The organism is [Clostridium] saccharolyticum WM1 (assembly GCF_000144625.1).
Taxonomy (GTDB): domain Bacteria; phylum Bacillota; class Clostridia; order Lachnospirales; family Lachnospiraceae; genus Lacrimispora; species Lacrimispora saccharolytica.
Genome location: NC_014376.1, coordinates 1,314,809 through 1,338,790, shown reverse-complemented (window position 1 = coordinate 1,338,790; position 23,982 = coordinate 1,314,809). Strand labels below are relative to the sequence as shown.

Below are 23,982 nucleotides of genomic sequence, written 5' to 3'. Positions count from 1 at the left end.
TTCCCTCCTCCTATTCATATCTTAAGGCCTCAATGGGGTCCTTTTTCGCTGCTTTGGAAGCCGGGTAAAGACCGAAGAAAATACCCACCAGCGCAGAAAAACCCACTGCCAGAATCACTACAGAGGGCCTGATGACCACGGTCATCTGAAAAATGGCTCCTCCTGCTTTCACAAGGGCTACCCCCAGGAGGATTCCGATGATTCCTCCGCAGGCCGACATAAAGGCGGATTCCGTTAAAAACTGGATCATGATATCTCTTGTCCTTGCACCCAAAGCCTTCCGGACCCCGATTTCCCTGGTCCGCTCCGTGACGGAAACCATCATGATATTCATGATTCCGATCCCTCCAACCAGCAAAGAGATGGCAGCAATTCCGCCTACGGCCGCCGCCATGCCGGAAAGGCCGGCATCTACGCTTCCCATCTGTTCAGCCACAGACATGGTGCGGATCTCTGATTCCGGACGGCCCTTTAATTTGGCAACGTACCTGGTGAGTTCTGCCAGGAATGCATTCATATCCACTCCATCCCTGACATAAAAATTCAAGTTCTGAAAGTAATCATTGGGTTTTGTAAGGACCGTATAAGGCAGAAAGCCAGACTGCGTCTGTCCGTTGCCCATTAGCATTGCCATCATGGGGGAAATTTCCTTATGATAAACTCCCACAACCATGTATTCCTGGGTATCCTTATTTATGGTCATGCGGAACGTCCTGCCAACACAGTCGGCCGTACCAAACAGCTGTACCGCACCCTTATCCTCCAATACCACATGATTTGCCGCCCCTTTTACATCCGCCGTATTAATGGCTCTTCCGTAAATGATATCCAATGGCTGCACATCGGTATAATTGGAATCGATCCCCTGGAATTGATACTTAACTTTTCTGCGCCCATTGACAGCCTCTGCGTCAGCATTGGCATCGCTGTCAAGATACTGGATTTTATCCTGGTACACTTCCCTGACCCGGTCCATTTCATCTCTGGTAAAATAATCCGACATTCGGAAATCCGGTACATCCCAGGACACCAGAATGATGGCCCGGTTAAACCCCACATCCTTATAGGCATCGGAAAATAAATTCCTCATACTGTCCCCTACGGATACTATGGCGATCACTGCTCCAATTCCGATGATGATTCCCAGCATGGTCAAAAAGGACCTCATTTTATTGGACTTTATGGCATGAAGCGCCATACTCATGTTTTCTAACAGCATGGCGTCCCTTCTTTCTCCATAGTCTCATACTCTTCCGGTCCCTGGTTCAGGGGAACATTAAGCTCATCGCTGACCAGCTGCCCATCCCGAAACCGTATGATCCTCCCTGCAAATGCAGCAATATCCTCTTCATGGGTTACCAGCACCACGGTGGCTCCCTCTTTGTGAAGCTTGGTAAACAGCTCCATAATCTCCTTTGATGAGGCGGTATCCAAGTTACCCGTAGGCTCATCGGCCAGAATCAGAGGAGGCTCGTTAGCCAGCGCTCTTGCTATGGCCACTCTCTGCCGCTGACCGCCGGAAAGCTCATTGGGCATATGCTCATAACGGCTTCCAAGTCCTACCCGCTCCAGAAGCTTGATCGCCCGCTCCTCCCTGGCCTTTCTGGAGATATGGGCATAAGTCATAGGAAGCTCCACATTTTTCAGTGCGGAGGTCCTTGATATAAGATTAAAGGACTGAAAGACAAATCCTATTTTCCGGTTTCGGATTGCCGATAAATCATCGGCAGGAAGCTCTGCCGTATCAATTCCGTCAAGATAATAATGCCCCATGGTAGGCCGGTCCAGGCACCCTAAAATATTCATGAGCGTTGACTTTCCAGAGCCTGACTGCCCCATGATAGCCACAAATTCTCCCCGCTTAATGGTTAAGTTTACCCGCTTTAAGCCCAGCACCTTTATGGAACCGGTATCGTAAACCTTCACCACATCCACCAGCTTTATCAAATCTTCCATGATATTTTCCGTAGCGCAGGCAGGAAGCTTATCCTTTTTTTTCCACATACTTCCTCCCCCTTATTGAACCGGTGAAGCCACGGTTACTTCCATACCCTCAGTTAGCATGGAGGATGGAGCGTCAATCACCTGCATCCCTTCTGTCAAAGCTCCTTCTTCATCTGGTATGATCTCCGCCTGGATATCACTCTCCACCCCTGTTTTCACGGGAATGAAGGTTACTGTCTTATCCTTCACGCAGGCAATGGCGGTGCTGCCGTCAGGCTGCTGGATGACTGCGGAAATAGGCACCACCCATACATCCTCTGCCTTTTGAAGCTCGATCTTGGCCTTAGCAGTAATACCTGCGATCAGACTGGTATTCTGATCGATGATCCGTATGGTGGTGGGAATGACTCTTTCTGTAGAACCATTTCCCTTCTCCTCACCGGTGGGAGAAATGGCGGTTACCTCTCCTCTTGCGGTTTCACCGTTTAAAATATCCGCACTGATTTCCACCGGCTGTCCGATGGCAACCTTTCCTATGGAATACTCGCTGACATTGATCTTCATTTCCAGCACATCCAAATTGTTTATAATAAACATAGGCTTGTCGTCATCGGTTTTATCTGCAAAACGGCCCACCTTGCAGTTGACCCTTACAACGGTACCTGCAATAGGACTGGTTACCTTGGTATTGTTCAGAGCCTCTTTCTTCTGTTCCAGTTCAAATGCCTCTTTTTCAATTTGCAGGGAATAGGATTCATTTGCCACAGGCCTTCCATCCTTTAAGGTGTAACTGCTCATTTCCCTCTGGGCGTCGTTCATGGCATTGGAAGCGGTTTCAAGCTCAACCTGGGAAGCGCTTCCTCCCTGGAATAGTGCCAAAGTCCGGTCATAATTTGCTTTTGCCGTTTCATAATCCTGCTTTGCCTTTGCATATCCGTTCTCAGCCTCCAGCTGTTTATCCTGATAGGTGCTTAAAGCCAGATCATAGGCGTTTTGAGCGATGTCCACTTCCTTTTTCGCGTCCTTGTCATCAAGAACTGCCAAAATCTGTCCTTTTTCTACCCTGTCCCCTTCTTTTACCGGAAGCTCCAGGATCTCCGCATGAAGGTTGGATACCACTTCCACGCTGTCCGTTCCCTGGACCGGACCGCTGACGGAAAGCATTTCCACCACCTCTCCCTTGGCAAGGGGGGATACTGTTACCGGAACAGCCATACTGCCGCCTCCAGCCATAACTTTAAAGGCAACAAAAAAAACCCCAATGGCCGCTGCTCCAATGGTTATGATCTTCCTCTTTTTACTCCATTTTTTATGTAAGCGTTTCTTTTTCTTTTTTCCTTTCTTTTCTTCTTCCATCAGGCTTTGCAGCTCTTTATCAAATACTTCATCAGACATTGGCTCCATTTCTGCCGCTTCGCCTGTTTCCTTCTCATTGATCTTAAATCGTTTCATGCCCATTTCCCTCCTGTATTGGCCCACTTCTTTTTTCTTTATTATAACGGGCTGATATAACTTTTTTAAGTATAAAATTCTTATAAATTTCTAAACTTTTCCATTTTTTATAATTTTTACCCGGTATTGACCCCAAAAAACAATATTTCATGCCGCCTTCCCTTAACGCAGAAACACACTTCCTTAATTTTCTGACATACCCACAACTAAAATATATAAATTCGCTTTTATTCCTCACATGCCAATACTTTCTGAATATACTTATACAGACAATAGAAACAGGGAATCTTCTAATGAATGAGCATTATCCTTTTGTAAATCCGCCCCTTCCTTACCCTTATGATGCCTTAGAACCATGTATCGACACAATGACCATGTGCCTGCATCATGACAGGCATTTACAAACCTATGTGAATAACCTGAATGCTACGCTGAAAGACTGTCCGGACCTGCAAAGCTGGTCCTTGAAAAAGCTGCTCTGCAATGCAGACTGCCTGCAAAAAGACGTTCAGAAATCCGTCAGGAATAATGGAGGCGGGGTTTACAACCATATCTTTTATTTTAACGGCATGTCAAACGCTGAATCCCGCTGCCAGGCCGGAATGCTCTACTATGCCCTTGTGGTAGATTTTGGATCTGTAGAAGACTTTTACAAGGAATTCAAGGAAAAAGCGCTGTCTGTCTTTGGCTCCGGATATGCGTGGCTGGTGGTAGACCAAAAAGGTAAGCTTAAAATTGTCACTACAGCCAACCAGGATACCCCCATGGTCCAGAACCTTTGCCCGGTACTTACCATAGACGTGTGGGAACACGCTTATTATTTAAAACATTACAACGAACGGGAGGCATACATCCAAAACTGGTTCCAGGTGATAGACTGGGAGCAGGCAAATAAGAATTACCGGAAATGTATGGCGTGCAGATGCTGAGTTCCCGGACCCATTTTCCCAATAAGAATCCCGAACCCGTTATAAGTTATAAATGAAAAGCACCGTCTGGTGGCTGCCTGGCTGAATAAAGCCAGGCAGCCACCAGACGGTGTCAGATTTTAGTTGATTTTGAATACCTATGGACATCGGAAGCGGAGAGGCCTCTGCCATCCACATCATACGCTCCTTCCACTTGGCAAGCAGCTACTGCACCACCCCATAAAAATCCATGGGGAAAAGTATCTTTTATTTTTTCCATTAGTTCCTCCTTTATCAAGCGCATCCGTCACCCCATTCAACCAGGAGTTCAATCAACATCCTCCCCATTGGATTCAATCAGTTTTTTATACCAGAAGAAGGAATCCTTCTGCATTCCTTAGGATCATCGTCAGTACGGATTCGATATAATGGCTTTGCCTCTTCCTGTTTCATTGATCTGTGAGATATAGGTTTTTACCGACCGTATGGAAATGTTTAAAGTATTGGCTAACTGCTGGGCTGTCAATACCTTAGCCTTGTTTTCCATCATATAGTTAATCAATTCTATCTGCTTGCTCTGCATATGATCACCCCGTTAAAAACATTGCAACTGATTTCCTTCTGCTATAGTTTCTGATGGCAGAATATCTCAAGCTCATGGGCCGCCGCATATCAGGCCTGGATTTATGATAATGGTACTTAAAATCCAATACAAATATAGATTTGCACCAACCCCGTGCAAATTTTATAATTACTGCATTCTTAAGTATGTCAGAAAAATCATTTCTTAACGGCATAAAACAGAAAAACCATGAAGCAGCTTCACCGGTATTCGGCTGCTTCATGGTTTTTCTATTGTTTCCTGGTTAATCTGACTATATCAATTTTATAAAATGCCCATAATGTCCTAATAAGGCAGGCGATTAAACAAAAAGTCTCTCAGCCCCTCATATGCCGTATCTTCGTCTGTACCGGTAATCTCCACCCTTATGATATCATCAAATTTAATATTCAGTCCCATAATTGCCATCACATCGGAAGCATCAGCAGTTTTTTCATCAAGGAAAAGTATAATCCTGCTGTTATATTTTTGACTTTCCATTGCCAGCTTTACTGCCGGCCTGGCATGGATTCCAGACTGTTCCCTTACGGTATAATCAAATGCTTTCATGTTCCCTCCCTGTACCCATTGGATTTCATAAAAAACAACCGTTCCCTGCTTGATCTGAAAGCCCGGCTTTCCGCTTCCTGATACCAGGACCTTCACCCCTGTTTCTTCTGCACTGCTTCATAATCTCTGAATTCTCAATAAGAATGTCCGTCTCCCCTTCCACCGAAAGAATAATGCTTTCTTTGGGAAATTCCAGATTAATAGGAAACATGGGATTATTGATCCCCGTAGCAAACATTCCGATATTCAATATTTTTCAGCAAACCTTATCTTTCATTTGCTGTTACAGAGTATTTTTTTTATTTTATCATAAAAAGGCTGTATTTTCAACGAACAGGTATGACTTAACTGCCAAAAGGAGTCATCGCTGCTGACATTACGTCAGTGTGCAATGACTCCTTGGGAAACAGAGATAGCAGATCAACCGGAAACTTAACGAATTACACCTTCCAGATGATCTAATACCTCTTTAAGCTGTGGTAAATGCTACTTATGGGCAATCAGCAATTCAGCCAATACTGTCTTTGCTATCTTGCCGCTGGGAACCATAGGATTTATGGAAAATGCCTGCTGGGCCGTACTAAAAAAACACCTTGTAAACATACCGTCTGCTTTATTTTTATCAGATCACCCTTATCGCCGGGAAATGGTCCCCATTGCCGGAAGTCCGGAGATTTATTAATTATTATTTGGATCTGCAGCCATCTGGTCTACAAACGCCTTGATTTCCTCATCCTTACATCCTTCATAAAAGCAATCCAGAAATCTAGGGATCATGCATTCCCTTACCAGTTGGGGATCCAGGGCCTTTAATGCCTCAAGAAGCGGTTTTGCCACCTGTTTTTTCACCTCAAAAAGAAGGTTGGCATTCCTGTTCTGAGCCTCTTTCCTTCCATCGGGGTATCCCATCCCCTTTGGGGAACCGAAAGCCCTGGCAAAAATATTATTTAAGTTTAACTCTGCTCCCCAGCCAAAGCCCTTGGCATAAGGCAGAGACAGGGCATTTCCGTTATTAATCTGTAAAAACAGATAAGCATCGGCAGGCTCTATGCAGTAACCGCACACAACTCCGGGATACATGTTTAAGGACATCAAGGCTCCCTGACCTGTGCCGCAGCCGGTGATCACAAAGTCAACTGCACCGGAATTTAAAAGAAGGGCTGCCTGAATGCCTAAGTGCAGATAAGTAAGCCTTGGATTTTCTTTTGTATATGCCTCCGGCACATCCTGATCTGTCAGGGGCCTTTCCATGGCTGTGTTATAAACCTGATGTCCCATTGGCTCAGTTACAGATTTTAATTCCTTTAATATGATTTGATTTTTAGGCGCCTGACTGAATTCATTTAATAATGCAATTTTCATTGATACCCATTCCTTTCCTTCTGTGCTCTTTGTCTAAACCTGTTTTTCGATTGCCTTGTCCGCATCCCTTTTCATCCTTAAAAAATCCTCCCGGGACAAAGGAAGGTTCATGGATCTTGCCGTATCCTCGATCTGGGACAGTTTCCTTGCACCGCAAAGCACATTGATAGCAGGGGATGCCATGGAATTCCATCTGATACAAAGGTTTGCAAGACTGCACTGGTATTTGTCCGCTAAATCCTTCCAGCCAGCAAGCATCTCATTTGCCGTCCTGATGTTCTCCGGCTTCCACCAGGCTTTTCCGTCCCGTACCTCTCCCTTTTTCGGTTTATAATCGTTGAATGCCTTTCCGGCCAATAGTCCCTGCTCTATAGGAGAATAGGTCTGGAAAGTGATTCCATTGTCCTCGCAGAAAGGAAGCAGGTCTGTTTCAGCCTTTCTATCCAGGATGCTGAATTTCTCCTGAATGACATCCAGTTCTCCTGCCGCCACATAATCCTTTAGAACGGTCAGATCCACATTGGACGCACCGATGGCACGGATCTTTCCTTCCTCCTTCATCCTTAAAAGCTCTCCCATGGTTTCCGAAACAGGAACCATGCCATAAGTCTTGCACTGCCAATGAGTGTAATACACATCAATGTAGTCTGTTCCAAGAGTTTTTAAACTCAGCTCCAAATCTCTCCGTATCGCCCTGGGAGATAAGTCCCTGGATATGGTATGGCCCTCCTTGGTAAAATGTTCTTCTCCCCCATGATCATACCATTGGAGGCCGCACTTGGTGGAAAGGATCACACGACTGCGGTCCGTCTGCTTGAGAGCCTGCCCGATCACTTCCTCACTGTGTCCGAACCCATAGACCCTGGCAGTATCGATCCAGTTGATTCCCAGATCCACCCCTCTTAAAATGGTTTTCACAGACATCTCATCGTCATTGGCGCCCCACCATTCTCCGCCGCCGATTGCCCAGCAGCCCAGCGCAAAGGCATTGGCCCTGATTCCTGATTTTCCTATTTCTCTCATTTCCATGGCCATTCCTCCTTTTCCCATCACTATGAAAATGCGTCCAGTAAATCTTCATACGTGGACGCAGCCTGCAGCTTCTGCATAATCGCCTCATTTCCAAGCTTGCCCGCCAGCTCTGCAATCAGGCGCAGATGATCCTTGACCCCGCCACTGTCGGAAGGCACTGCAAACAGGAAGAAAAGGTCCACTGGTTCCTCGTCATAGGATTCCCAATCCACCATTTGCTGGGTTCTACCTACGGCAATCCCCACCTTATCCACAAATTCAGATTTTCCGTGGGGGATTGCCACATGCCCCCCGATTCCTGTAATCCCTTCTTCTTCCCTTAAATACACATCCTTAACATAGCCTTCCAGATCCTCAACGTATCCTGCGTTCTTAAGGAGCCCTGCCAGATGGCGGATTACCTCATCCTTATTACCTGCCTTCATGTTTAAATCAATGACTCTTTTATCCAGAATCTCTTTTACTGCCATCTTGTTTCTCCCCTTACTTGATAAAATACTGATAGACCTCCAGAGAAGTTTCCAGCCGTCTCATTGCCTCCATGTTGTCGTCATTCTCTGTAAGCAGCAGAAAATCTTTATAAAACTGCTTTGTCCTATTTATTTCAAATTTTGACGTCATTTTCATTGCTAGAAGGAAAATGGTATCCGCCATATCCTCATGCCATTTTACCGGCTCATCTAAAATTGCCACTACAATGCGGGATTCATTCACCTCTGCCATGTTTCCATGAGGAATGGCGATCCCTCTGCCTATACTGGTTGTAGTGGCTCTTTCCCTGTCAAACACACTTTCCAGATAATTCTGAGTCACATCTCCCTTTTCTTCCAGCCGCCTTACCATCATGGTAATCAGCTGGTCCTTATCCCTGACTTTCGGTTTCACCAGGATTAAGTCCACCTCAAACAACTGGTGGCATAAACTGTTAAACTGGAAATCCGGCCTGTTTCTCAGCCTGGAAACCTGGGCAGCCTTCCGGCGTATGACCTCAATTTCCTTTTCACTGATACGGTCTCCTACCGTAACCACCCTGGAATCCTGCAGATCCAGACCAGAGCCATCGATGATAATATCTGTTTCCGGATGAAGGGCCAGCTTAAAATCATGGCGGCTCACAGCCTGTACATCTGTGATTTCAGGAATGCTGTACTTGATCATTTCAATGGAAAGCTGGCAGGCCGCCATTCCCCTCTGGCTGACCAGAAGGGCTGTTAAGGGTCTCCCCTTTTTCCTGCGGATGATGGCGGCCTGGATATAAAGAGCGATTCCAGCCAGTTCATCCTCCGTTACCTGTACGTCATAATATTCCTCGAATAAACTGCTGGTAGACCAGGCGGCCAGAAATGTCTGCTTGTATTCACTTTTTACATATTTGCTTATGCTGTCCACTGCAACTGTGGAATACTTCATCCGGAAGATGGCTGATCTCATGTGGATCAGCAGGCCTTCATACAGCATCTGATCCCCGGAAAGGTCTGCATCCAGCAGGTCATCAATGGTCTCGATCACCAGCTTTACAAAGTGCTCCAGATTTCTGTCATACTGCATGGCATAATCCTCGTCGCTGACATCCGTAAAGCTCTTCAGTTTTTTGGCGGACAGCAGCAGCACTGCCAGGAGAATGGTATCATCTTCAGACAAGTCCACCTGATATTCCTTCCGGATCCGTTGGTAAATGGATTCAGCAAAGGAATATTCATTGTAACGCTGGATATTCTCCTCCTGCACATTGCTGGACAGAAGCCCATCATCCAGGCCCTTCCTGGAAACGGACAAGCATGCCATAATCCATACCATTTTAAAGGAATGGTCAGCCAGCTCGATCCTCCAGGCATTTTCTGCCTCCACGATCATCCTCCGGATGCGGGCGGCATCCACTCCCGGTGCGTAGGTACCAATCAGTGCTTCCATGACTTCCGGCAGCATTTCCAGCATATAATCCTTAATCGCGATCCGGAAGCTGTACTCTTTCCCTGTCAGACATACCCCTTTATTCCTCACAGCTGTTATCTTTATATTCCTTTTTTCAAACCAGCCGGATACATTCTTCAGCAGATTACTGACGGTGGGAGGGCTTAAGTAGAGGCTGTCCGCCAGATTCTGCAGGGTCAGGACCTCTCCCGGCCTCATTTTTAAAAGCTTGCCCATAAGCTGTTTATCCCGGTTTTCCAGATCTCCGGCTGGGTCCTCCCCCTGTTCCAGGCGGCTTTCCAGGATCTTTCTCTGCCTGCTGTCAAGCTCCAGCCATATTCCTGTTCCCCGCCTTTTCTCTATGTTTCCAAGCCCTTCCGCCTCCAGCCATTCCTCAAGCTGATTAATACGGGTCCTCACTGTTTTTTCAGATAGTCCCACATTATCGGCAAGCTGCAGTATGGTGTAAGTCTCTCCGGTCATCAGGCACTGCAATATTTTATTGTTATATAATGCGATCTTATCTTCCTTCAAGTAAACACCCCTATTCTTTAGGAATTACTCATTTCCGACTTGTTTTGCTTCTCCATAAATATATCTGCCGCTGGAGCCGATCACTTTCATGTAATTCTTCACGAACTCCTTGATTCCGGCTTCCGCCGCCATGCAAAGATGCATATAATCCATCCCAGGATTCCCCTCAAGTTCCTTTAACATGGCTGTTTTTCCTGCTTCAAAGGCATCGGTGCATACGTTGATTTTGTTAATGCCTCCTGCCACCGCCTTTTTTAAATTTTCTTCCCCGGAACCGGACCCGCCGTGAAGTACCAACGGCATATTTAAAGTCTCCTTCAACTGATGAAGACGATTAAAATCCAGCTTCGGGATTTTCCCCTTGGGATAGGCCCCGTGAGCCGTACCAATGGCAACAGCCAGAGCATCAATGCCTGTTTTTTCCACAAAATCCATTGCCAGCTCCGGATTGGTATACAAATCCGTATCCGCATCGTCCTCATGGTCTGCCTGGCCTACATGGCCAAGCTCCCCTTCCACGGAACAGCCCATGCCATGGGCTAGAGCGGTGATGATCGCCGTTCTCTTTACGTTTTCCTCATAAGGCAGGGAAGATCCATCGTACATGACGTTGGTAAATCCCCGGTTAATGCAGTCCGTAATGGTGTAAAAATCAGACCCATGGTCAAGATTCAAAGCCACCGGCACATGTACCCTGGAGGCAAGCTCCCTTATGACAGGAAGCATTTCTTCCGCATGGGCATGGTTTTTCATCTGCCCGGGGCCGAACTGCAGAATCATGGGAGAATGTTCCTCTTCCGCTGCCATGATTCCCGCTCTGGCCATCTCTATATTGATGCTGTTCATGGCCATAACCCCGTAGTAATTTTTATTTGCATCGTCAAGGATGGCTTTCATTGATACTAACATTTTTTTCTCGTCCTTTCCATATTGTTGCCCATGCCTTTGGGGCAGGGCCACCCCGTTACACCCGGTGTCAGGGTATTCTCTAAGATCTGCTGTCTTACTGGATATTAATATCCAGATCAAAGTCAAGTTCTTCCTCTTCCTTTTCCACCTGTTGGTCTAAAGGACGCTTAAGAACTGCATAAACCACTCCTGTCACTACAGAACCAATGGCCAGGGCAATTAAAAACCACAGGGGATTTTTCATCATGGGGACCACGAAAATACCTCCATGACCTGCCACGGATTCACAGCCCATGCCTACTGCAATGGCTCCGGCTACAGCAGAACCGATCATGCTGCTGGGGATCACTCTTGCAGGATCAGCCGCAGCAAAGGGAAGGACGCCTTCGGTAATAAAGCAAAGGCCCATGGGAAGTGCCGTTTTTGCAGTTTCCAGCTCGACTTTTGAAAATTTGTTTTTTCTTAATAAAGTAGCAATAAAGATTCCGATGGGAGGAGTCATGCCTCCGATGATCTTTGCAGCCATGGGTCCGTTGATTCCATCTGCTCCCAGTGCGTTGGCAGCCATGGAAGCCGTCTTGTTAATGGGACCGCCCATATCAAATCCCATACAGGCGCCGATTACTCCTCCGATTACTGCCTTTGCCCCGCCGTTTAAGGAGATGATCCACTGCTGGAACACGTTCATAATAAAGGCCAGGGGAATGGAGAACACACAGAGGAAAATCATACCGCATACCAGGGTGGATACCACTGGTATAAACATAACAGGCATCAGGCCTACACACCACTTGGGAAGCTTCCAGGTCTTCATCCAGTTTACAAAGGAGCCGATGATAAAGGCCATCAGCAGACCTCCTAGAAATCCTGCCTTGGATTGGGAGGAACAATATCCGATCACTATGCCGGGCACAATTCCCGGACGCCCTGCTATGGAATAGGCCACACCGGCCGTCATTACCGCTACTGCAAAATCCATTGCTATGGATCCCAGCTTATTAATGCCCCACCAAAATCCAATCCAGGAAAATGGATTTAAATTGGAAAACGGCGTTGCCCCTGCTTCTATGGCGCTGCCAATATCATATCCGCCAAACCCCTTTGCCAGCGCACTGAGGATCCCTCCGCAAACAACAATGGGAATCATATAGGAAATTCCCGTCATAACATGTTTTTTAATATCAAATTTTTGCTTTGCCATTGTATTCCCCTCTTTTTCCATATTTTTTCTTTGCTGCACTCCGGTTACTTCCCCATTTTTTCCTGGATCTTTGAGATCACTCCTTTGGGGGATTTCATTACCATGCTGATGGGGATCTCCACCACCGGTTTCCCTGCAAAACGGTCTTTGTTCACCCGGATATCCGCAGAAATCAGGATTACATCAGCTTCCAGGATTTCCTGGGGTGTCAGTTCATTTTCCACTCCAATAGAGCCCTGGGTTTCTACCTTGATCTGATGGCCCAGTTCCTTTGCTGCATGTTCCAGCTTTTCCTTGGCAATGTACGTATGGGCAATCCCTGCCGTACATGCTGTGATGGCTAAAATCTTCATACACTTCCTCCTTACTTGTTTTTTTGTTATATTAACTTTACCACTTCCAAGGAATACAGGGGAAATGAAAAGCGGCATAATGTTACGGTAAATTTTTGTTTGTTACAAACGGTCAGGATACAAAACGCCCTGCAGGCATTAAAGAATTCTGCAGGGCGTTTTCCCTTTTTCTTCCTAACTAGAAAACCATACCTGCTGCAAGCATAACGGCTGGTATGGTAACCAATGAAAAGACGGTTGTCACTGCCAATAATTTTGAGGCATACTGGCTGTCCTTGTTGTACTGCAGAGCAAACATGGCTCCCGTTGCTCCGCTGGGGCAGGCAGAGGCAACTAAAATGGTGACGGCAATGGCATAGTCCACTCTGACTGCCAGGAGAAGCAGCAGGGTTATGAGGGGGATCACAAGGAGTTTAGCGGCGCTGATCATATAGGTCCTTGGTTTTTTCAGACAGGAAAGCAATTCGCTTTCCGCCAGGTTCATTCCGGAAATCAGCATTGCCACTGGCGTATTCATGGCTCCCACCATTGACAGGGGATTTCTTATTACCTCCGGCAGATGAAGTCCTGCTACAAAAAATAAAATTCCGGCTCCGATTGCCACGGTGGACGGATTGATGAAGCTTTTCATGGAGGACATAAGTCCTCCGGCTCTTCCCCTCATGAGCATGATTCCATGGGACCAGATCAGGATATTAAATGCGGTTATATAAGCGGTCATAAAAAATACACCCTTGGGTCCCAGCAATCCATTGACAATGGGAAGGCCGATAAAACCGCAGTTGGAATAGACTATGGACATCCGTTCCACCGCCATGTCCGGATTTTCCCTGTCCTTTACCAGAATTCCGGAAAGAAAGATGGAGAGAATAAGGCTTGCTCCGGACAGAATCACCGTGACTACCAGACCTATTAACAGGTCTTTGTCAAATTCCATCTGGTAAGACACGATGATCATACAGGGAGTAATCACATTCAGCAGGACTCCTGACATTTTTTTACTGGTTCCTGATTCCACAACTCCTGTTTTTAATGCGGCTGCCCCTATCATCATGATGAGGAACATTTCTATAATTTTATTAACTGTAATATGTGCCAAATTCATTTTTTCTACGTCTGCCCGGTATCCGGCAAATCTCCTTTTTAAATTATAACCCGTTACTATCAGGGCTGACTTGGGAAAGCCGGAGCAGAACAGGACAATGTTGTTTGAAAAGTCCCTGTGATAAAGTTCCTCCCGGCTGAGCCAATATCCGGGCATGAAATCCCAGGATAAACTTTTGGTCCCGCTTCCCTGTCATTCACCGGCGCTTGCAGTATCCTTTGCTCTTCCGAGAGGGGAGCAGTAAAATGCGGAAACAGAAGCTGTTTATATTTCTACATCCCTGTTGCAGTCTTTTGAATACACATAAGCAAATTCTTCCTTCCGCCCCACCCCATAGGCGGCCTGTAAGCTGTAAGCCCCCATAAACAGATAGTCGCCCTTTTTAACTGGAATCCAGTGATTGTCCAGATTATACATTCCTTCCCCGGAATAGATGTAGGCTCCATGCTCCTGGATATGGGTTTCAATGTAGCCGTGGCAAGCGCCGGGTTTCAAGCTTAAAATATGAAAATTCATATCAAATCCAATGTCAGTGGCCGAAGGCAGGAAGTCTTTGACCCTTACATCCTCCATTCCCTCGTAGGGGGTAAAAGGTACGTCATTGATGTTGCCCCAAACCGTATAAGCTTCGTGCCCCTCAATCCTGTTATAACGCCTCTTATACAAGAATGCCCTTGCCGGAGCTTCTCCCACATTCTCAAAGCTAACTTTCTTTCCCTCAGGAGAATACATGTATCCCCCTTCCGTCAGTTCCGCTTCCTTATCTTCATTTTTCACTTTTACCCTGCCTTCCAGAATATAGAGGAATGCTTCGATCCCCTCTCCGCCAAATCCCTTTAAAAAACCGCCTCCCTGATCCATTGTCACAAGATAATCGACGAAAGAAGCCCCCATTTTAGGAGAAGCCAAAATGGTCACCGCACATTTCTCAAATCCCGGAATGACGTTCTTTACCAGGCCATCCGGCTCGATTAATGCAAAATTCCCCTTTTTTACGATGGAACGGCTAGATAAAATATCCTCCCGGTATCCGGTGATGTGATTCAGATAGCTCATGTTTCATTCTCCTTTTATTTGTAATTATTTTGCCTTGCTGATTAATGGATCTCGTTATTTCTGTACGCATTGACAAAAGGATGTTCTAATGGTAACCTTTATGCATTGCATAAACAAAGGGTAAAACACAGCAAAATTATATGGCTGTCCAATAAGGGAATCTCCCTGCCGCAATAAAAACTGAAAGGATTTTAGAGTAAAATGAATGCTGCAAAAGATCTGATCAACGGCAATGAAACAAAGGCCATGATAAACTTCGCCATCCCCATGATCGCAGGCAACCTGTTTCAGCAATTATATAACGTCGCCGATACGGTAATTGTGGGGAAGTTCATCGGTTCCCATGCTCTGGCTGCGGTAGGCAGTTCGTTTTCCGTTATGGTTTTATTGACTTCCATCATTATTGGATTCTGTATGGGCAGCAGCGTGGTATTTTCTATGTACTTTGGCTCAGGCGAAATAGATGAATTAAAAAACTGTTTTTTTACTGCATTTGTTTTCATTGGAATCATCACTGTAGTGATCAATGTATGTTCCATCTTTTTTATTGATAAAATATTAACCTTTATCAATATACCCCAGGAAGTTTTCGCGGACGCAAGAACATACCTGAAGATTATTTTCTATGGGTTGGGCTTATCCTATATTTACAATTACTTCAGTGCCGCTATGCGGAGTATGGGCAATTCTGTGGTGCCCCTTGCTTTTCTTATTTTGTCTGCTGTTATTAATATAGGATTGGATATCCTGTTCGTTGTTCCCCTTCAAATGGGGATCGCCGGTGCCGCCTATGCTACAATCATTGCACAAGGGTTTTCAGCCGCAGGCATCGCTCTTTATGCCATAGTGCGCGTTCCTCCATTCCGCCTTAAACGGGAACATTTTTATCTGAACAAAAGCACGGGAAAGAAAATTGCCAATTTCTCCATACTCTCCAGCATCCAGTATTCCGTTATGAATTTCGGAATTCTGATGATACAGAGTCTGGTGAACAGCTTCGGTGTGTCTGCCATGGCCGCATTTGCAGCCGTTGTTAAAATAGAAAGCTTTGCATATATGCCTGTACAGGATTTTGGCAATGCATTTTCCACCTTTATCGCTCAAAATACGGGGGCTGGAAAGAAATCCCGCATATATACCGGAATACGCTCTGCGGTGAAAATAATCACGGTTTACTGCGCTTTGATCTCCATTTTTATATTCATGACAGCTAAGCCTTTGATGGTTATTTTTATCAGTCATAATGAAACGGAGATTTTAGGGATCGGAGTGCAATACCTTTCCATTGTAGCCGGCTTTTATTGCCTGATCGGATATTTATTTATGTTCTACGGCCTGTTCCGGGGAATCGGAAAGCCAGGAATATCCATCATACTTACCGTTGTAAGCCTTGGTGTCAGAGTGCTACTGGCTTATACCCTCTCCTCAGTAAACCGGATCGGAATTGTTGGAATCTGGTGGGCAATTCCCATTGGCTGGGCCCTTGCAGATGTGATTGGCGTAATTGTAATCAGGCATTATTATGTAAATGACGTTCTGAGCCGCTAAAGGCCGGACCGTGATTACAGGAGCAAAAATGTTTTTGGCTTGTCATTGGGTTCGTTCTTCCATATCTTAAAATTTTATCCTTGTTTGTATTATAATGCAGCTTCCGGGTATGTCAAGCATAGATGGCATCTCCAGTAAAAAATGTACAAATTAAAAGTGGGTATTGATATGGTAATAAAACCAGTCAAGACCACCCGTAAAACGGGTGGCTTGTGAAAAGGGTATAACCCTTTGATACTAGGCCAGCGTCTCAAGGCGCTGGCTTTCACTTCGTTCAAGCCACTATGCTTTTGACTCGTCGCCGCCCCTGAAGGGGCCTTTGTAATACCGACTAACCCTTAAAAGGGTCCTCGTATTCTTTTACACTTAGTTTATCTTGCATAATATCCGCTTTTTCCTGCTCCTGTATATATTTTCGGATGGTGTCCTCATTTAGTCCTACTGTGCTTACATAGTATCCTTCCGACCAAAAATGTCGGTTTCCGAATTTATACTTTAGGTTTGCGTGGCGATCAAACATCATAAGGGCGGATTTGCCTTTCAGATAACCCATAAAACTGGATATGCTAATTTTAGGCGGAATACTTACCAGCATATGTACATGATCCGGCATAATATGGCCTTCTAAGATTTGGACCCCCTTATAATTACATAGTTGCTTCAAGACTTCTCTCAAATCTTCCTTGTATTGATTATAAATTACTTTTCGTCTATACTTAGGTGTGAAGACGATATGATATTTGCACATCCATTTCGTGTGTGCCAGTTCATTGGCTTTCTTCGCCATTGAAATCACCTTTCCTTTCTCTAATAGTGGCTTGGACACCTCTATTATAATCGGAAAGGTGATTTTTTGTATAACTTACTGACTCGCACCCGCATAGCGGGTGGTTTATTATTTCACATGGATTCATTTCTCTTAAAGAGAAACTCACCCATGTTCAACAGGCTAAAGCCCATAATCAAGACCCACTTTTCTTATGAAAAGCGGCTGGGAGTGTGGAAAGGAATCAGCCTTTCACCGATCCGGCTGTAAGCCCTTCTATCATATATTTCTGGGCAAAGGTAAACAAGCACATGGTGGGTATCAATGACATAATGGTTCCTGCTGCCATTTCCCCCCATTTGATATCATATTTTAAGATCAGAGCATTAAGCCCTACCGGTATTGTCTTGAATTTGTCAACGTCTATAAACATCACCGACATAAAAAGTTCATTCCAGGAATTAATAAAGGCAAAGATGAATGTGGCTGCAATCCCTGGCATAATAACCGGTACAATCACCTGAAACAATGCCTGCAAATAGCCGCAGCCATCAATCCATGCCGCTTCTTCCAGTGATTTTGGCACTCCGTCAAAAAAACCGCATAATGTTACAACGGAAAATGGGATCATCATATTGGTATACAGCATAGCCAGCCCATACAGATTATTCAGCATCTTCATCTTTCCTAACATCTGATACAATGGGGCAAGCATAATAAACATGGGAATCATCTGGGTCACCAGAAAAAACAGAAGCAGTACATTTTTAAAACGGAAACGGAATCTGCTGATGACGTAACTGGCCAGAATGGAGATAAAAACCGAGCAGGCTGCTGCCACAGAAGAGGTGAAAAATGAGTTGCATAAGTATCTGGCAAAATTCCCCTTCCAAAGCATGGCTCCGTAATTGACCAAAGAAACCGGATCCGGGAGATATTTCACCGGGAATGTGTAAATCTCGCCCTGAGACCCCTTTAAGGAAGTCAGCAACATCCATAGAAAAGGGAACATAGTCAGCACAAGAAAAGCAGTAAGTACGACAAACTTCAATATTCTCCACACCTGTTTTTTGCTTGCTGCAGTCATATGTCATGCCTCCTTATCCGTATATTTGGTAAGTGTTAAGTAAAACGATGCAAATATTACAAGAAACAAGATGCACAGCACTCCCACGGCAGAAGCCATGCCATAGTCCAGACTCTGGACCAGCTGCATCATGTAGGATGTGATGATATTGGAAGATCCCGCCGGACCTCCCTGCGTCATGGAATAAATCAGATCCGGGAAATTAAAGATCCAGATCACCCTGAGTAAAACCGTCAGCAATAACACGGACCGGATGCAGGGCACTGTAATTCCGGAAAATTTCTGGATCGGACTTGCGCCATCCACATCGGCGGCTTCATAAAGTTCTTCCGGAACCCCTCGTAAGGCAGCCGTGATCATAATGGTAAAAAACGGGATCCCATACCATATATTTGCTATAATACAAGAATACAACGCCGTATTCTTACCCGCCAGCCAGCCCACAGGAAGGCGGATCAAGTGCAATTTCATCAGCAGGTCATTGATTACGCCGGAGGTACCGTTAAACATCCAGCGCCACATGATACCAATAATAAATCCAGAGACTGCCCAAGGGAAAAAAATCAGGCCCTGGTACACTCCGCTTCCCTTAAATTTCTTTTTTAAGAGCAGCGCCATGGCAAACCCTGTTACAAACTGGAAAAGCAGGGAAATCCCCACCCACTTGACGGTATTCCACATAGTGGAATAGAATGTGTTGCTGGCACTGTGTTCAAATAACTTCTTAAAATTATCAAATCCCACCCATTTGATATTTTTAATATTCATCAGGTTATAGCTCTGGAAAGCCATCATAGAACCCCTGATCATAGGATAGTAAGTGAATATAATAGGAATAATAATAGCGGGAAGAACCATAAGAAAAATAAAACAGGCTCTTTTCCATTGCAGTCTCGATTTTTGTTTCATACCTTCCTCCTCTTTACTGCCTTTCTTCCATAAGAAGTCTGGAAGGAGATCTCTCTTCTTCCAGAAACTTCTTATGAGAATTTAATTCCTGTCTGATGCTCTATTTTTCTTTCTGCTTACCACTTCTGTCCTTCATCCTGATATGCTTTTTTCCAGAATTCATCCAGCCATTTTAACAGATCATCATCGGTTATCTCGTCAGTCAAGTACTTCTGATACATGGTATCTACCTCTGTTTTATAGGTAGCAAATGCTTCATACATCTGAGGATAAGCTGCATGACGGTAAATATCCGGTTCTTTTGCCATGTCCATATACATAGCAAACCGTGCCTCTGAAAAATAACTGTCTTTTTCTGCCGCATTGCTGTGAATCGGGATGGTGGAATAATTCTTGGCAAAGTATGTATTATTTTCGGAATCAGACAAGAACAGAAGGAAATCAGCTGCCTCATCGGGATGTTCTGTAAAGGATGTCATTCCCCAGCCGGCAAATCCGTTTGGAAAAACTGCCTGACCGGATGGACCCTTGGGGAAGGGAACCAGATCCCACTGGTCGTCCTGTAAATCCGCGGAGCAGGTAGCAATCACTTCCGGATCCTGAATCAGCATAGAGGTGGTTCCTCCTACAAAGCCTTGTACCATTTCAGAAAAACCCCATGCAATGGAATCCGTAGGGGATGCATTTTTAAAAAGGTCCTTATAAAAATGAAGTGCTTCCTTTACCTCCGGCAATGTAAAGATGGTTGCCCCATTGCCATCCTTTAAAAAATAACCGGCATTTGGATCTGCAAGCTTATCAGTACCGATCCAGCTCCAGTAGATCGTATCCGCATACTGGTAACCGCTTGTGCCGCCGCGGAACGAATAGCCAAAGCGGCTGTTGGCCGGATCCGTAACGGCAACCCCTGATTCATAAAGATCCTGCCAGGTCTCAGGCTGCTTCAAGCCCTTATCCTTAAACCAGTCGGCCCTGTAGTAAAGACCTCTCTGATAAAAACCATAAGGAACCATGTAAGCTCCGTCCTTCATATAATGGATCACTTCCTTGGCGGAATCCGTCAAGGTATCCTTTTCCGGCCAGCTATCCAGGTATTTCTGAAGATCTGCAATCCATTCATTGGTCACAAACTGGGTAATCGTGGAATCTCTAACCTCCACAATATCCACTCCGCTTCCATTCATCAGCATCTGGGTGATTTTTGCGTCGGCATTCTCCAGCGGCGGGGATACAATATCAATCTTGACATTGGGATGTTCTGCCTCATACTTGTCCGCAATCTCACGTAATACAACCGTACGCTCCGGGCTGGTCAGGGACTCTACCAGGCTGATGGTAACCGCATCACCTGTGGTTCCATTGTCTGCCTTTGCAGCTTCTGTCTTTGGGGTTTCCCCGTTTGCTGATGTTGTTGCTTCTGTAACGGTCTTACCGCTGCAGCCTGACAGAACGGCCGCTGCCGCCAACACCCATATTGCTGTTCTTTTTTTCCTCATGTGTTCTCCTCCTTTTATTAGTATTGCTTATATTTGAGCAAGAGCTGATTCCAAATCTGAAATCAAAGCCTCTGTACCTTCTAACCCGCAATGAATACGGATAATATTTTGAGAACCGCCCAAAGCCTCGCATGCATTCTCTTCCATTCTTGCATGAGGTAAAAAAGCCAGACTCTCAAAACCTCCCCATGATACGCCGATCTTAAAGATCTGAAGACTTTCCGCAACCTTTTCAGCGTCCTTTAACGTTCCATGAATTTCAAAGCTCAGCAGTCCGGTATTTCCTGACTGTTGTTTCTTCATCAGCTGATACTGGGGATGGGATTCAAGACCGGGATAATACACGTTCTTAACTTTTGGATGGGTTTCAAGGAACCTGGCAACCGCCATAGCGGTTTCCTGATGCTGTGCAATGCGGACTGCCATTGTACGAAGGCCGCGGATCATCAGCCATGCCTCCATGGGTCCTGCAATGCCGCCCAGCAGCTCCCTGTTTGCTGTCAGTTTCTTCATCAGCGCAGAATCCTTCACTGCCAGTATGCCGCCGATGATGTCACTATGGCCCCCTATGTATTTTGATGTGGTATGCATCACAATATCCGCTCCAAGGGTAAGGGGCTGCTGGTATATGGGTGTGCAGAACGTATTATCAATATAGACCAGCGCCTCATGTTTTTTGGCGATCCGGGATACCGCTTCAATGTCCTGTAAGGAAAATACAAGAGAAGAAGGGCTTTCCAGAACAATTAAGACTGTTTTATCCGTTATGCTTTCTTCAAATTCTTCCACACAGTCTCCCTTTACAAATGAGGTGGTGATATTCATATGCTCTTTGCAGTATCCGGTCAGAAAATCTTTTAACGGACCATAAGAATTGTGAATGCATATAACGTGGCTGCCTGTTTTGCATACGGTCAGTACTGCTGTTGTTGCGGCTGCCATGCCCGATGCAAATGCCAGGGCTCCTGCTCCATGCTCCAAAGCCGCTATTTTATCTTCCAGAATCCTGACCGTAGGATTTTGAACTCTGCCATAACAGTATTTGTGCTTATCCGTCCTGTCAAAATCGTAATATTCGTCAATGGTTTCAAATACATTGAGAGAATTCATGAAAACGGGCGGAACCACCGCATTATAATAATGCTCGTATTCCTCTCCGTAATGGGCTGTAATTAATTTATCACTTTTTAAGTAACGGCTCTGATCTGACATAATTTGACCTCTTTTCTCCTTAGATTCTCCGTCCTATATGCTATATGCTATAATATAGGTTAAGTTATTATAAGATTTGATACTACAACATATTATATTTGCTTTTTTATATCCCGGTATACTGCATCTAACAACTGCTCATTGATAATCTGCGCTTTCTTCACATTCTTTTCACAGATCGCTTTATACAGTTTTTCATGCAACGGCAAACTTTCCAAAAACGGGTCTTCCATATTAAGGGGAAATTCCCAAAACTGATCCATGACATGGCTGATGGATAAAATCAACTGATACATAATTTCATTATGGGACAAACGGTATATGGTATAGTGAAACAGCTTGTCCTCTTCGGTCTGCCTTACGCCCTGATGAAACTTTTCCATTAATACTTCAGTAATCTCACCCAGCTCTTTCAGTTCTTCTTCGGTAACCGTATGGATCACCATTCGGAGGATTTCCCGTTCCAGAATCTTACGGACTTCCAGTGCTTCTAAAAGCTTTCCTTTTTCCCTGGTAAAATCAATCAGGGATAAAAATGCACTGTCCTTCGGACTGCCTACGTACACGCCCTTTCCATTCCGCACTTCCAGAACATTGCGTGCCTCCAGGGTCTTCACCGCTTCTCTCAGAGAGGTTCTGCTTACCCCCATCATTTCCAGCAGCTGTTCCTGGGAGGGAAGCCTGTCTCCTGCTTTTAAATCATTTTCTTCAATATAATTCTGTATATAACGAATAATCTCTAACTGAAGGGATGTCCGTTGTATCTTATTAGCCATCTGTTATCTCTCATATCTCTTTATTTACGTTTAACTTACCATACGAGGGATTATTTGTCAATATTTTATTAATTTTTATTTTTTCATACCTCATTCATGTACATAATATACAAATCCAATCCCATTCCCATCTGCTCCCGGCTCCCGGCATAAAGAATCCGGCCCCCCCCATACCCTCTGGGATCTAAATTCATCAGAGCATCCAGATTTTCTCCCACATTTTTCTTTTCCAGTCCGCCTCTGTCCATCTTCCACCCCTAATCAAATATGCTCTTTCTGCCTGTATACTGTAAGTATTCTTCCAGAACAGCATCCTGAATCCTCCTTAAGGTTCCCGGATCTTTTCCGCCTACAGGCTTTCCGTTAATATCGTCTGCATGAAGGCAGAAATTGGAGGAAGAGGTCACGATCACCTCATCGGCATCCATCAGTTCTTCCAGGGTAAAGGCCCGCTCCAGTACCTGGATCCCAAGTCTGTGGCAGGCCTGGATCATATGAGTCTTTGCAATCCCCCGAAGGATCAGATTATCGTTTGGATGGGAAAGAAAGGTTCCGTTTTTTAAGATGGAAACATTGCTGTGGGCACATTCCGTAACCACATCTCCTCTGTGTAAAACCGTTTCCAGTGCTCCCGCTTTGAAAGCCTCCTGGGAAGCAATCACAGACGGAAGAAGATTTAATGTCTTGATATTGCAGTGTAGAAACCTGGTATCCTCCTTTGTGATCAGTCGGATGGGAACATTGGGATCTCTCAGCTTATTCGGCCTGATCAAGACCCATAGCTTTCCAATCATAGTTTCCTCATAAATATGTTCTCTGGAGGCTATGCCTCTTGTCACCTGCCAGTACACAAAATGAGTTTCCCCTTCCACCATGGAAAGAAGCTTGGTCAGAAGATTTCCAAGCTCCACCTTTTCCATGGGAATCTTAATATCCAGGGCTTTGGCACTGGAGTAAAAACGGTCCAGGTGATCCTTTAAAAGATATACCTTGTGATTCCCTCCTACTGTGGCATCATAAACTCCATCTCCAAAGAAATGAACCCGGTCCTGGAAGGGAATCATCAATTCCTCAGGGGTTCCGATCCTTCCATCATAATATGCAAGCTCTTTCATAAGATCTCCTTTTCGTACGGGTAATGGCAATGGCAAAATACTTCTTATTCTCATCCATAGCCGTGCCCTCCTATTGTCCAAGATATGCTTTGTTCCAGTACTACAGAATATGCCAGCATACGGTACTGGGAGAAC

The 23,982-nt window shown here is 45.2% G+C and carries 25 protein-coding genes; 2 read left to right on the top strand and 23 right to left on the bottom strand.

From position 1 onward, the window contains the following. Positions 1-10 precede the first annotated feature (10 nt). The 3 genes from CLOSA_RS06335 to CLOSA_RS06325 are packed head-to-tail and all read right to left on the bottom strand — an operon-like array spanning position 11 to position 3,396. Positions 11-1,219, bottom strand: a complete 1,209-nt coding sequence (locus tag CLOSA_RS06335; protein WP_013271942.1) for an ABC transporter permease — start codon at positions 1,217-1,219, stop codon at positions 11-13. Then, the gene (locus CLOSA_RS06330; protein ID WP_013271941.1) at positions 1,210-2,004 is read right to left on the bottom strand and encodes an ABC transporter ATP-binding protein; all 795 of its coding nucleotides are present in this window, start codon (positions 2,002-2,004) and stop codon (positions 1,210-1,212) included. Before CLOSA_RS06330 ends, CLOSA_RS06335 begins: the two co-directional genes overlap by 10 nt. A gap of 12 nt (positions 2,005-2,016) precedes the next feature. Continuing rightward, a complete protein-coding gene (locus CLOSA_RS06325) occupies positions 2,017-3,396 on the bottom strand; it encodes an efflux RND transporter periplasmic adaptor subunit (RefSeq protein WP_013271940.1) in 1,380 nt (459 codons plus the stop codon). Between the two features lie 293 nt (positions 3,397-3,689). Here CLOSA_RS06325 and CLOSA_RS06320 point away from each other — a divergent pair, with 293 nt between their 5' ends. Further along, the gene (locus tag CLOSA_RS06320) at positions 3,690-4,325 is read left to right on the top strand and encodes a superoxide dismutase (protein ID WP_013271939.1); all 636 of its coding nucleotides are present in this window, start codon (positions 3,690-3,692) and stop codon (positions 4,323-4,325) included. Positions 4,326-4,437: 112 nt separating this feature from the next. On the opposite strand, the gene CLOSA_RS22085 is transcribed toward CLOSA_RS06320, so the two are convergent. The 12 genes from CLOSA_RS22085 to allE form a co-directional block, all read right to left on the bottom strand. Beyond that, the gene (locus CLOSA_RS22085; RefSeq protein ID WP_085952045.1) at positions 4,438-4,584 is read right to left on the bottom strand and encodes a family 1 glycosylhydrolase; all 147 of its coding nucleotides are present in this window, start codon (positions 4,582-4,584) and stop codon (positions 4,438-4,440) included. A 129-nt stretch (positions 4,585-4,713) separates the two neighbouring features. Then, on the bottom strand, positions 4,714-4,887 hold the full coding sequence (locus CLOSA_RS22080) for an HTH domain-containing protein (protein WP_081443007.1): 174 nt from the start codon (positions 4,885-4,887) through the stop codon (positions 4,714-4,716). Positions 4,888-5,211: 324 nt separating this feature from the next. Further along, a complete protein-coding gene (locus tag CLOSA_RS06310) occupies positions 5,212-5,571 on the bottom strand; it encodes an HPr family phosphocarrier protein (protein WP_157669000.1) in 360 nt (119 codons plus the stop codon). 582 nt (positions 5,572-6,153) lie between these two features. Continuing rightward, entirely contained in the window at positions 6,154-6,837 is a 684-nt protein-coding gene (locus CLOSA_RS06300) for an RpiB/LacA/LacB family sugar-phosphate isomerase (protein WP_013271937.1), read from the bottom strand. A gap of 33 nt (positions 6,838-6,870) precedes the next feature. Further along, positions 6,871-7,866, bottom strand: a complete 996-nt coding sequence (locus CLOSA_RS06295; RefSeq protein WP_013271936.1) for an aldo/keto reductase — start codon at positions 7,864-7,866, stop codon at positions 6,871-6,873. 23 nt (positions 7,867-7,889) lie between these two features. Then, on the bottom strand, positions 7,890-8,339 hold the full coding sequence (locus CLOSA_RS06290) for a PTS sugar transporter subunit IIA (protein WP_013271935.1): 450 nt from the start codon (positions 8,337-8,339) through the stop codon (positions 7,890-7,892). Between the two features lie 13 nt (positions 8,340-8,352). After that, entirely contained in the window at positions 8,353-10,314 is a 1,962-nt protein-coding gene (locus CLOSA_RS06285; RefSeq protein WP_013271934.1) for a BglG family transcription antiterminator, read from the bottom strand. 24 nt (positions 10,315-10,338) lie between these two features. Beyond that, positions 10,339-11,223 (bottom strand): class II fructose-bisphosphate aldolase, encoded by an 885-nt coding sequence (locus CLOSA_RS06280; protein WP_041708939.1) that lies wholly within the window; start codon positions 11,221-11,223, stop codon positions 10,339-10,341. A 94-nt stretch (positions 11,224-11,317) separates the two neighbouring features. Further along, positions 11,318-12,424, bottom strand: a complete 1,107-nt coding sequence (locus tag CLOSA_RS06275; protein ID WP_013271932.1) for a PTS fructose transporter subunit IIC — start codon at positions 12,422-12,424, stop codon at positions 11,318-11,320. A gap of 44 nt (positions 12,425-12,468) precedes the next feature. Next, positions 12,469-12,777: a PTS fructose transporter subunit IIB gene (locus CLOSA_RS06270; protein ID WP_013271931.1), complete on the bottom strand. Its 309-nt coding sequence runs from the start codon at positions 12,775-12,777 to the stop codon at positions 12,469-12,471. A gap of 178 nt (positions 12,778-12,955) precedes the next feature. Further along, positions 12,956-14,038 (bottom strand): AEC family transporter, encoded by a 1,083-nt coding sequence (locus CLOSA_RS06265; protein WP_049791643.1) that lies wholly within the window; start codon positions 14,036-14,038, stop codon positions 12,956-12,958. Positions 14,039-14,146: 108 nt separating this feature from the next. Beyond that, positions 14,147-14,938, bottom strand: a complete 792-nt coding sequence (gene allE, locus CLOSA_RS06260) for a (S)-ureidoglycine aminohydrolase (protein ID WP_013271929.1) — start codon at positions 14,936-14,938, stop codon at positions 14,147-14,149. Between the two features lie 201 nt (positions 14,939-15,139). On the opposite strand from allE, the gene CLOSA_RS06255 reads away from it, so the two are divergent. After that, entirely contained in the window at positions 15,140-16,486 is a 1,347-nt protein-coding gene (locus CLOSA_RS06255) for an MATE family efflux transporter (protein WP_013271928.1), read from the top strand. A 331-nt stretch (positions 16,487-16,817) separates the two neighbouring features. Here CLOSA_RS06255 and tnpA read toward each other — a convergent pair whose 3' ends face one another. The 8 genes from tnpA to CLOSA_RS06220 all read right to left on the bottom strand — a co-directional run bounded on the left by tnpA (position 16,818) and on the right by CLOSA_RS06220 (position 23,847). Next, complete coding sequence (tnpA, locus tag CLOSA_RS06250; protein WP_013271927.1) at positions 16,818-17,273, bottom strand: IS200/IS605 family transposase; 456 nt, start codon at positions 17,271-17,273, stop codon at positions 16,818-16,820. A gap of 223 nt (positions 17,274-17,496) precedes the next feature. After that, positions 17,497-18,339 carry a carbohydrate ABC transporter permease gene (locus CLOSA_RS06245; protein WP_013271926.1) on the bottom strand — a complete coding sequence of 281 codons (843 nt, stop codon included), beginning with the start codon at positions 18,337-18,339 and terminating at the stop codon, positions 17,497-17,499. Positions 18,340-18,342: 3 nt separating this feature from the next. Beyond that, positions 18,343-19,248, bottom strand: a complete 906-nt coding sequence (locus tag CLOSA_RS06240; protein ID WP_013271925.1) for a carbohydrate ABC transporter permease — start codon at positions 19,246-19,248, stop codon at positions 18,343-18,345. A gap of 116 nt (positions 19,249-19,364) precedes the next feature. Continuing rightward, a complete protein-coding gene (locus CLOSA_RS06235) occupies positions 19,365-20,744 on the bottom strand; it encodes an ABC transporter substrate-binding protein (RefSeq protein WP_013271924.1) in 1,380 nt (459 codons plus the stop codon). 27 nt (positions 20,745-20,771) lie between these two features. After that, positions 20,772-21,956 (bottom strand): trans-sulfuration enzyme family protein, encoded by a 1,185-nt coding sequence (locus tag CLOSA_RS06230; protein ID WP_013271923.1) that lies wholly within the window; start codon positions 21,954-21,956, stop codon positions 20,772-20,774. A 92-nt stretch (positions 21,957-22,048) separates the two neighbouring features. Continuing rightward, complete coding sequence (locus CLOSA_RS06225) at positions 22,049-22,732, bottom strand: FadR/GntR family transcriptional regulator (protein WP_013271922.1); 684 nt, start codon at positions 22,730-22,732, stop codon at positions 22,049-22,051. A gap of 83 nt (positions 22,733-22,815) precedes the next feature. Then, positions 22,816-22,980 (bottom strand): hypothetical protein, encoded by a 165-nt coding sequence (locus tag CLOSA_RS22855; protein WP_013271921.1) that lies wholly within the window; start codon positions 22,978-22,980, stop codon positions 22,816-22,818. 9 nt (positions 22,981-22,989) lie between these two features. Continuing rightward, positions 22,990-23,847, bottom strand: a complete 858-nt coding sequence (locus CLOSA_RS06220; protein ID WP_013271920.1) for an aminotransferase class IV — start codon at positions 23,845-23,847, stop codon at positions 22,990-22,992. Positions 23,848-23,982 lie beyond the last annotated feature (135 nt).

Coding starts and splice junctions, on each gene's coding strand:
- CLOSA_RS06335 (WP_013271942.1), bottom strand. CDS start 1,219: ATGCTGTTAGAAAACATGAGTATGGCGCTTCATGCCATAAAGTCCAAT.
- CLOSA_RS06330 (WP_013271941.1), bottom strand. CDS start 2,004: ATGTGGAAAAAAAAGGATAAGCTTCCTGCCTGCGCTACGGAAAATATC.
- CLOSA_RS06325 (WP_013271940.1), bottom strand. CDS start 3,396: ATGAAACGATTTAAGATCAATGAGAAGGAAACAGGCGAAGCGGCAGAA.
- CLOSA_RS06320 (WP_013271939.1), top strand. CDS start 3,690: ATGAATGAGCATTATCCTTTTGTAAATCCGCCCCTTCCTTACCCTTAT.
- CLOSA_RS22085 (WP_085952045.1), bottom strand. CDS start 4,584: ATGGAAAAAATAAAAGATACTTTTCCCCATGGATTTTTATGGGGTGGT.
- CLOSA_RS22080 (WP_081443007.1), bottom strand. CDS start 4,887: ATGCAGAGCAAGCAGATAGAATTGATTAACTATATGATGGAAAACAAG.
- CLOSA_RS06300 (WP_013271937.1), bottom strand. CDS start 6,837: ATGAAAATTGCATTATTAAATGAATTCAGTCAGGCGCCTAAAAATCAA.
- CLOSA_RS06295 (WP_013271936.1), bottom strand. CDS start 7,866: ATGGAAATGAGAGAAATAGGAAAATCAGGAATCAGGGCCAATGCCTTT.
- CLOSA_RS06290 (WP_013271935.1), bottom strand. CDS start 8,339: ATGGCAGTAAAAGAGATTCTGGATAAAAGAGTCATTGATTTAAACATG.
- CLOSA_RS06280 (WP_041708939.1), bottom strand. CDS start 11,223: ATGTTAGTATCAATGAAAGCCATCCTTGACGATGCAAATAAAAATTAC.
- CLOSA_RS06275 (WP_013271932.1), bottom strand. CDS start 12,424: ATGGCAAAGCAAAAATTTGATATTAAAAAACATGTTATGACGGGAATT.
- CLOSA_RS06270 (WP_013271931.1), bottom strand. CDS start 12,777: ATGAAGATTTTAGCCATCACAGCATGTACGGCAGGGATTGCCCATACG.
- CLOSA_RS06265 (WP_049791643.1), bottom strand. CDS start 14,038: ATGCCCGGATATTGGCTCAGCCGGGAGGAACTTTATCACAGGGACTTT.
- allE (WP_013271929.1), bottom strand. CDS start 14,938: ATGAGCTATCTGAATCACATCACCGGATACCGGGAGGATATTTTATCT.
- CLOSA_RS06255 (WP_013271928.1), top strand. CDS start 15,140: ATGAATGCTGCAAAAGATCTGATCAACGGCAATGAAACAAAGGCCATG.
- tnpA (WP_013271927.1), bottom strand. CDS start 17,273: ATGGCGAAGAAAGCCAATGAACTGGCACACACGAAATGGATGTGCAAA.
- CLOSA_RS06245 (WP_013271926.1), bottom strand. CDS start 18,339: ATGACTGCAGCAAGCAAAAAACAGGTGTGGAGAATATTGAAGTTTGTC.
- CLOSA_RS06240 (WP_013271925.1), bottom strand. CDS start 19,248: ATGAAACAAAAATCGAGACTGCAATGGAAAAGAGCCTGTTTTATTTTT.
- CLOSA_RS06235 (WP_013271924.1), bottom strand. CDS start 20,744: ATGAGGAAAAAAAGAACAGCAATATGGGTGTTGGCGGCAGCGGCCGTT.
- CLOSA_RS06230 (WP_013271923.1), bottom strand. CDS start 21,956: ATGTCAGATCAGAGCCGTTACTTAAAAAGTGATAAATTAATTACAGCC.
- CLOSA_RS06225 (WP_013271922.1), bottom strand. CDS start 22,732: ATGGCTAATAAGATACAACGGACATCCCTTCAGTTAGAGATTATTCGT.
- CLOSA_RS22855 (WP_013271921.1), bottom strand. CDS start 22,980: ATGGACAGAGGCGGACTGGAAAAGAAAAATGTGGGAGAAAATCTGGAT.
- CLOSA_RS06220 (WP_013271920.1), bottom strand. CDS start 23,847: ATGAAAGAGCTTGCATATTATGATGGAAGGATCGGAACCCCTGAGGAA.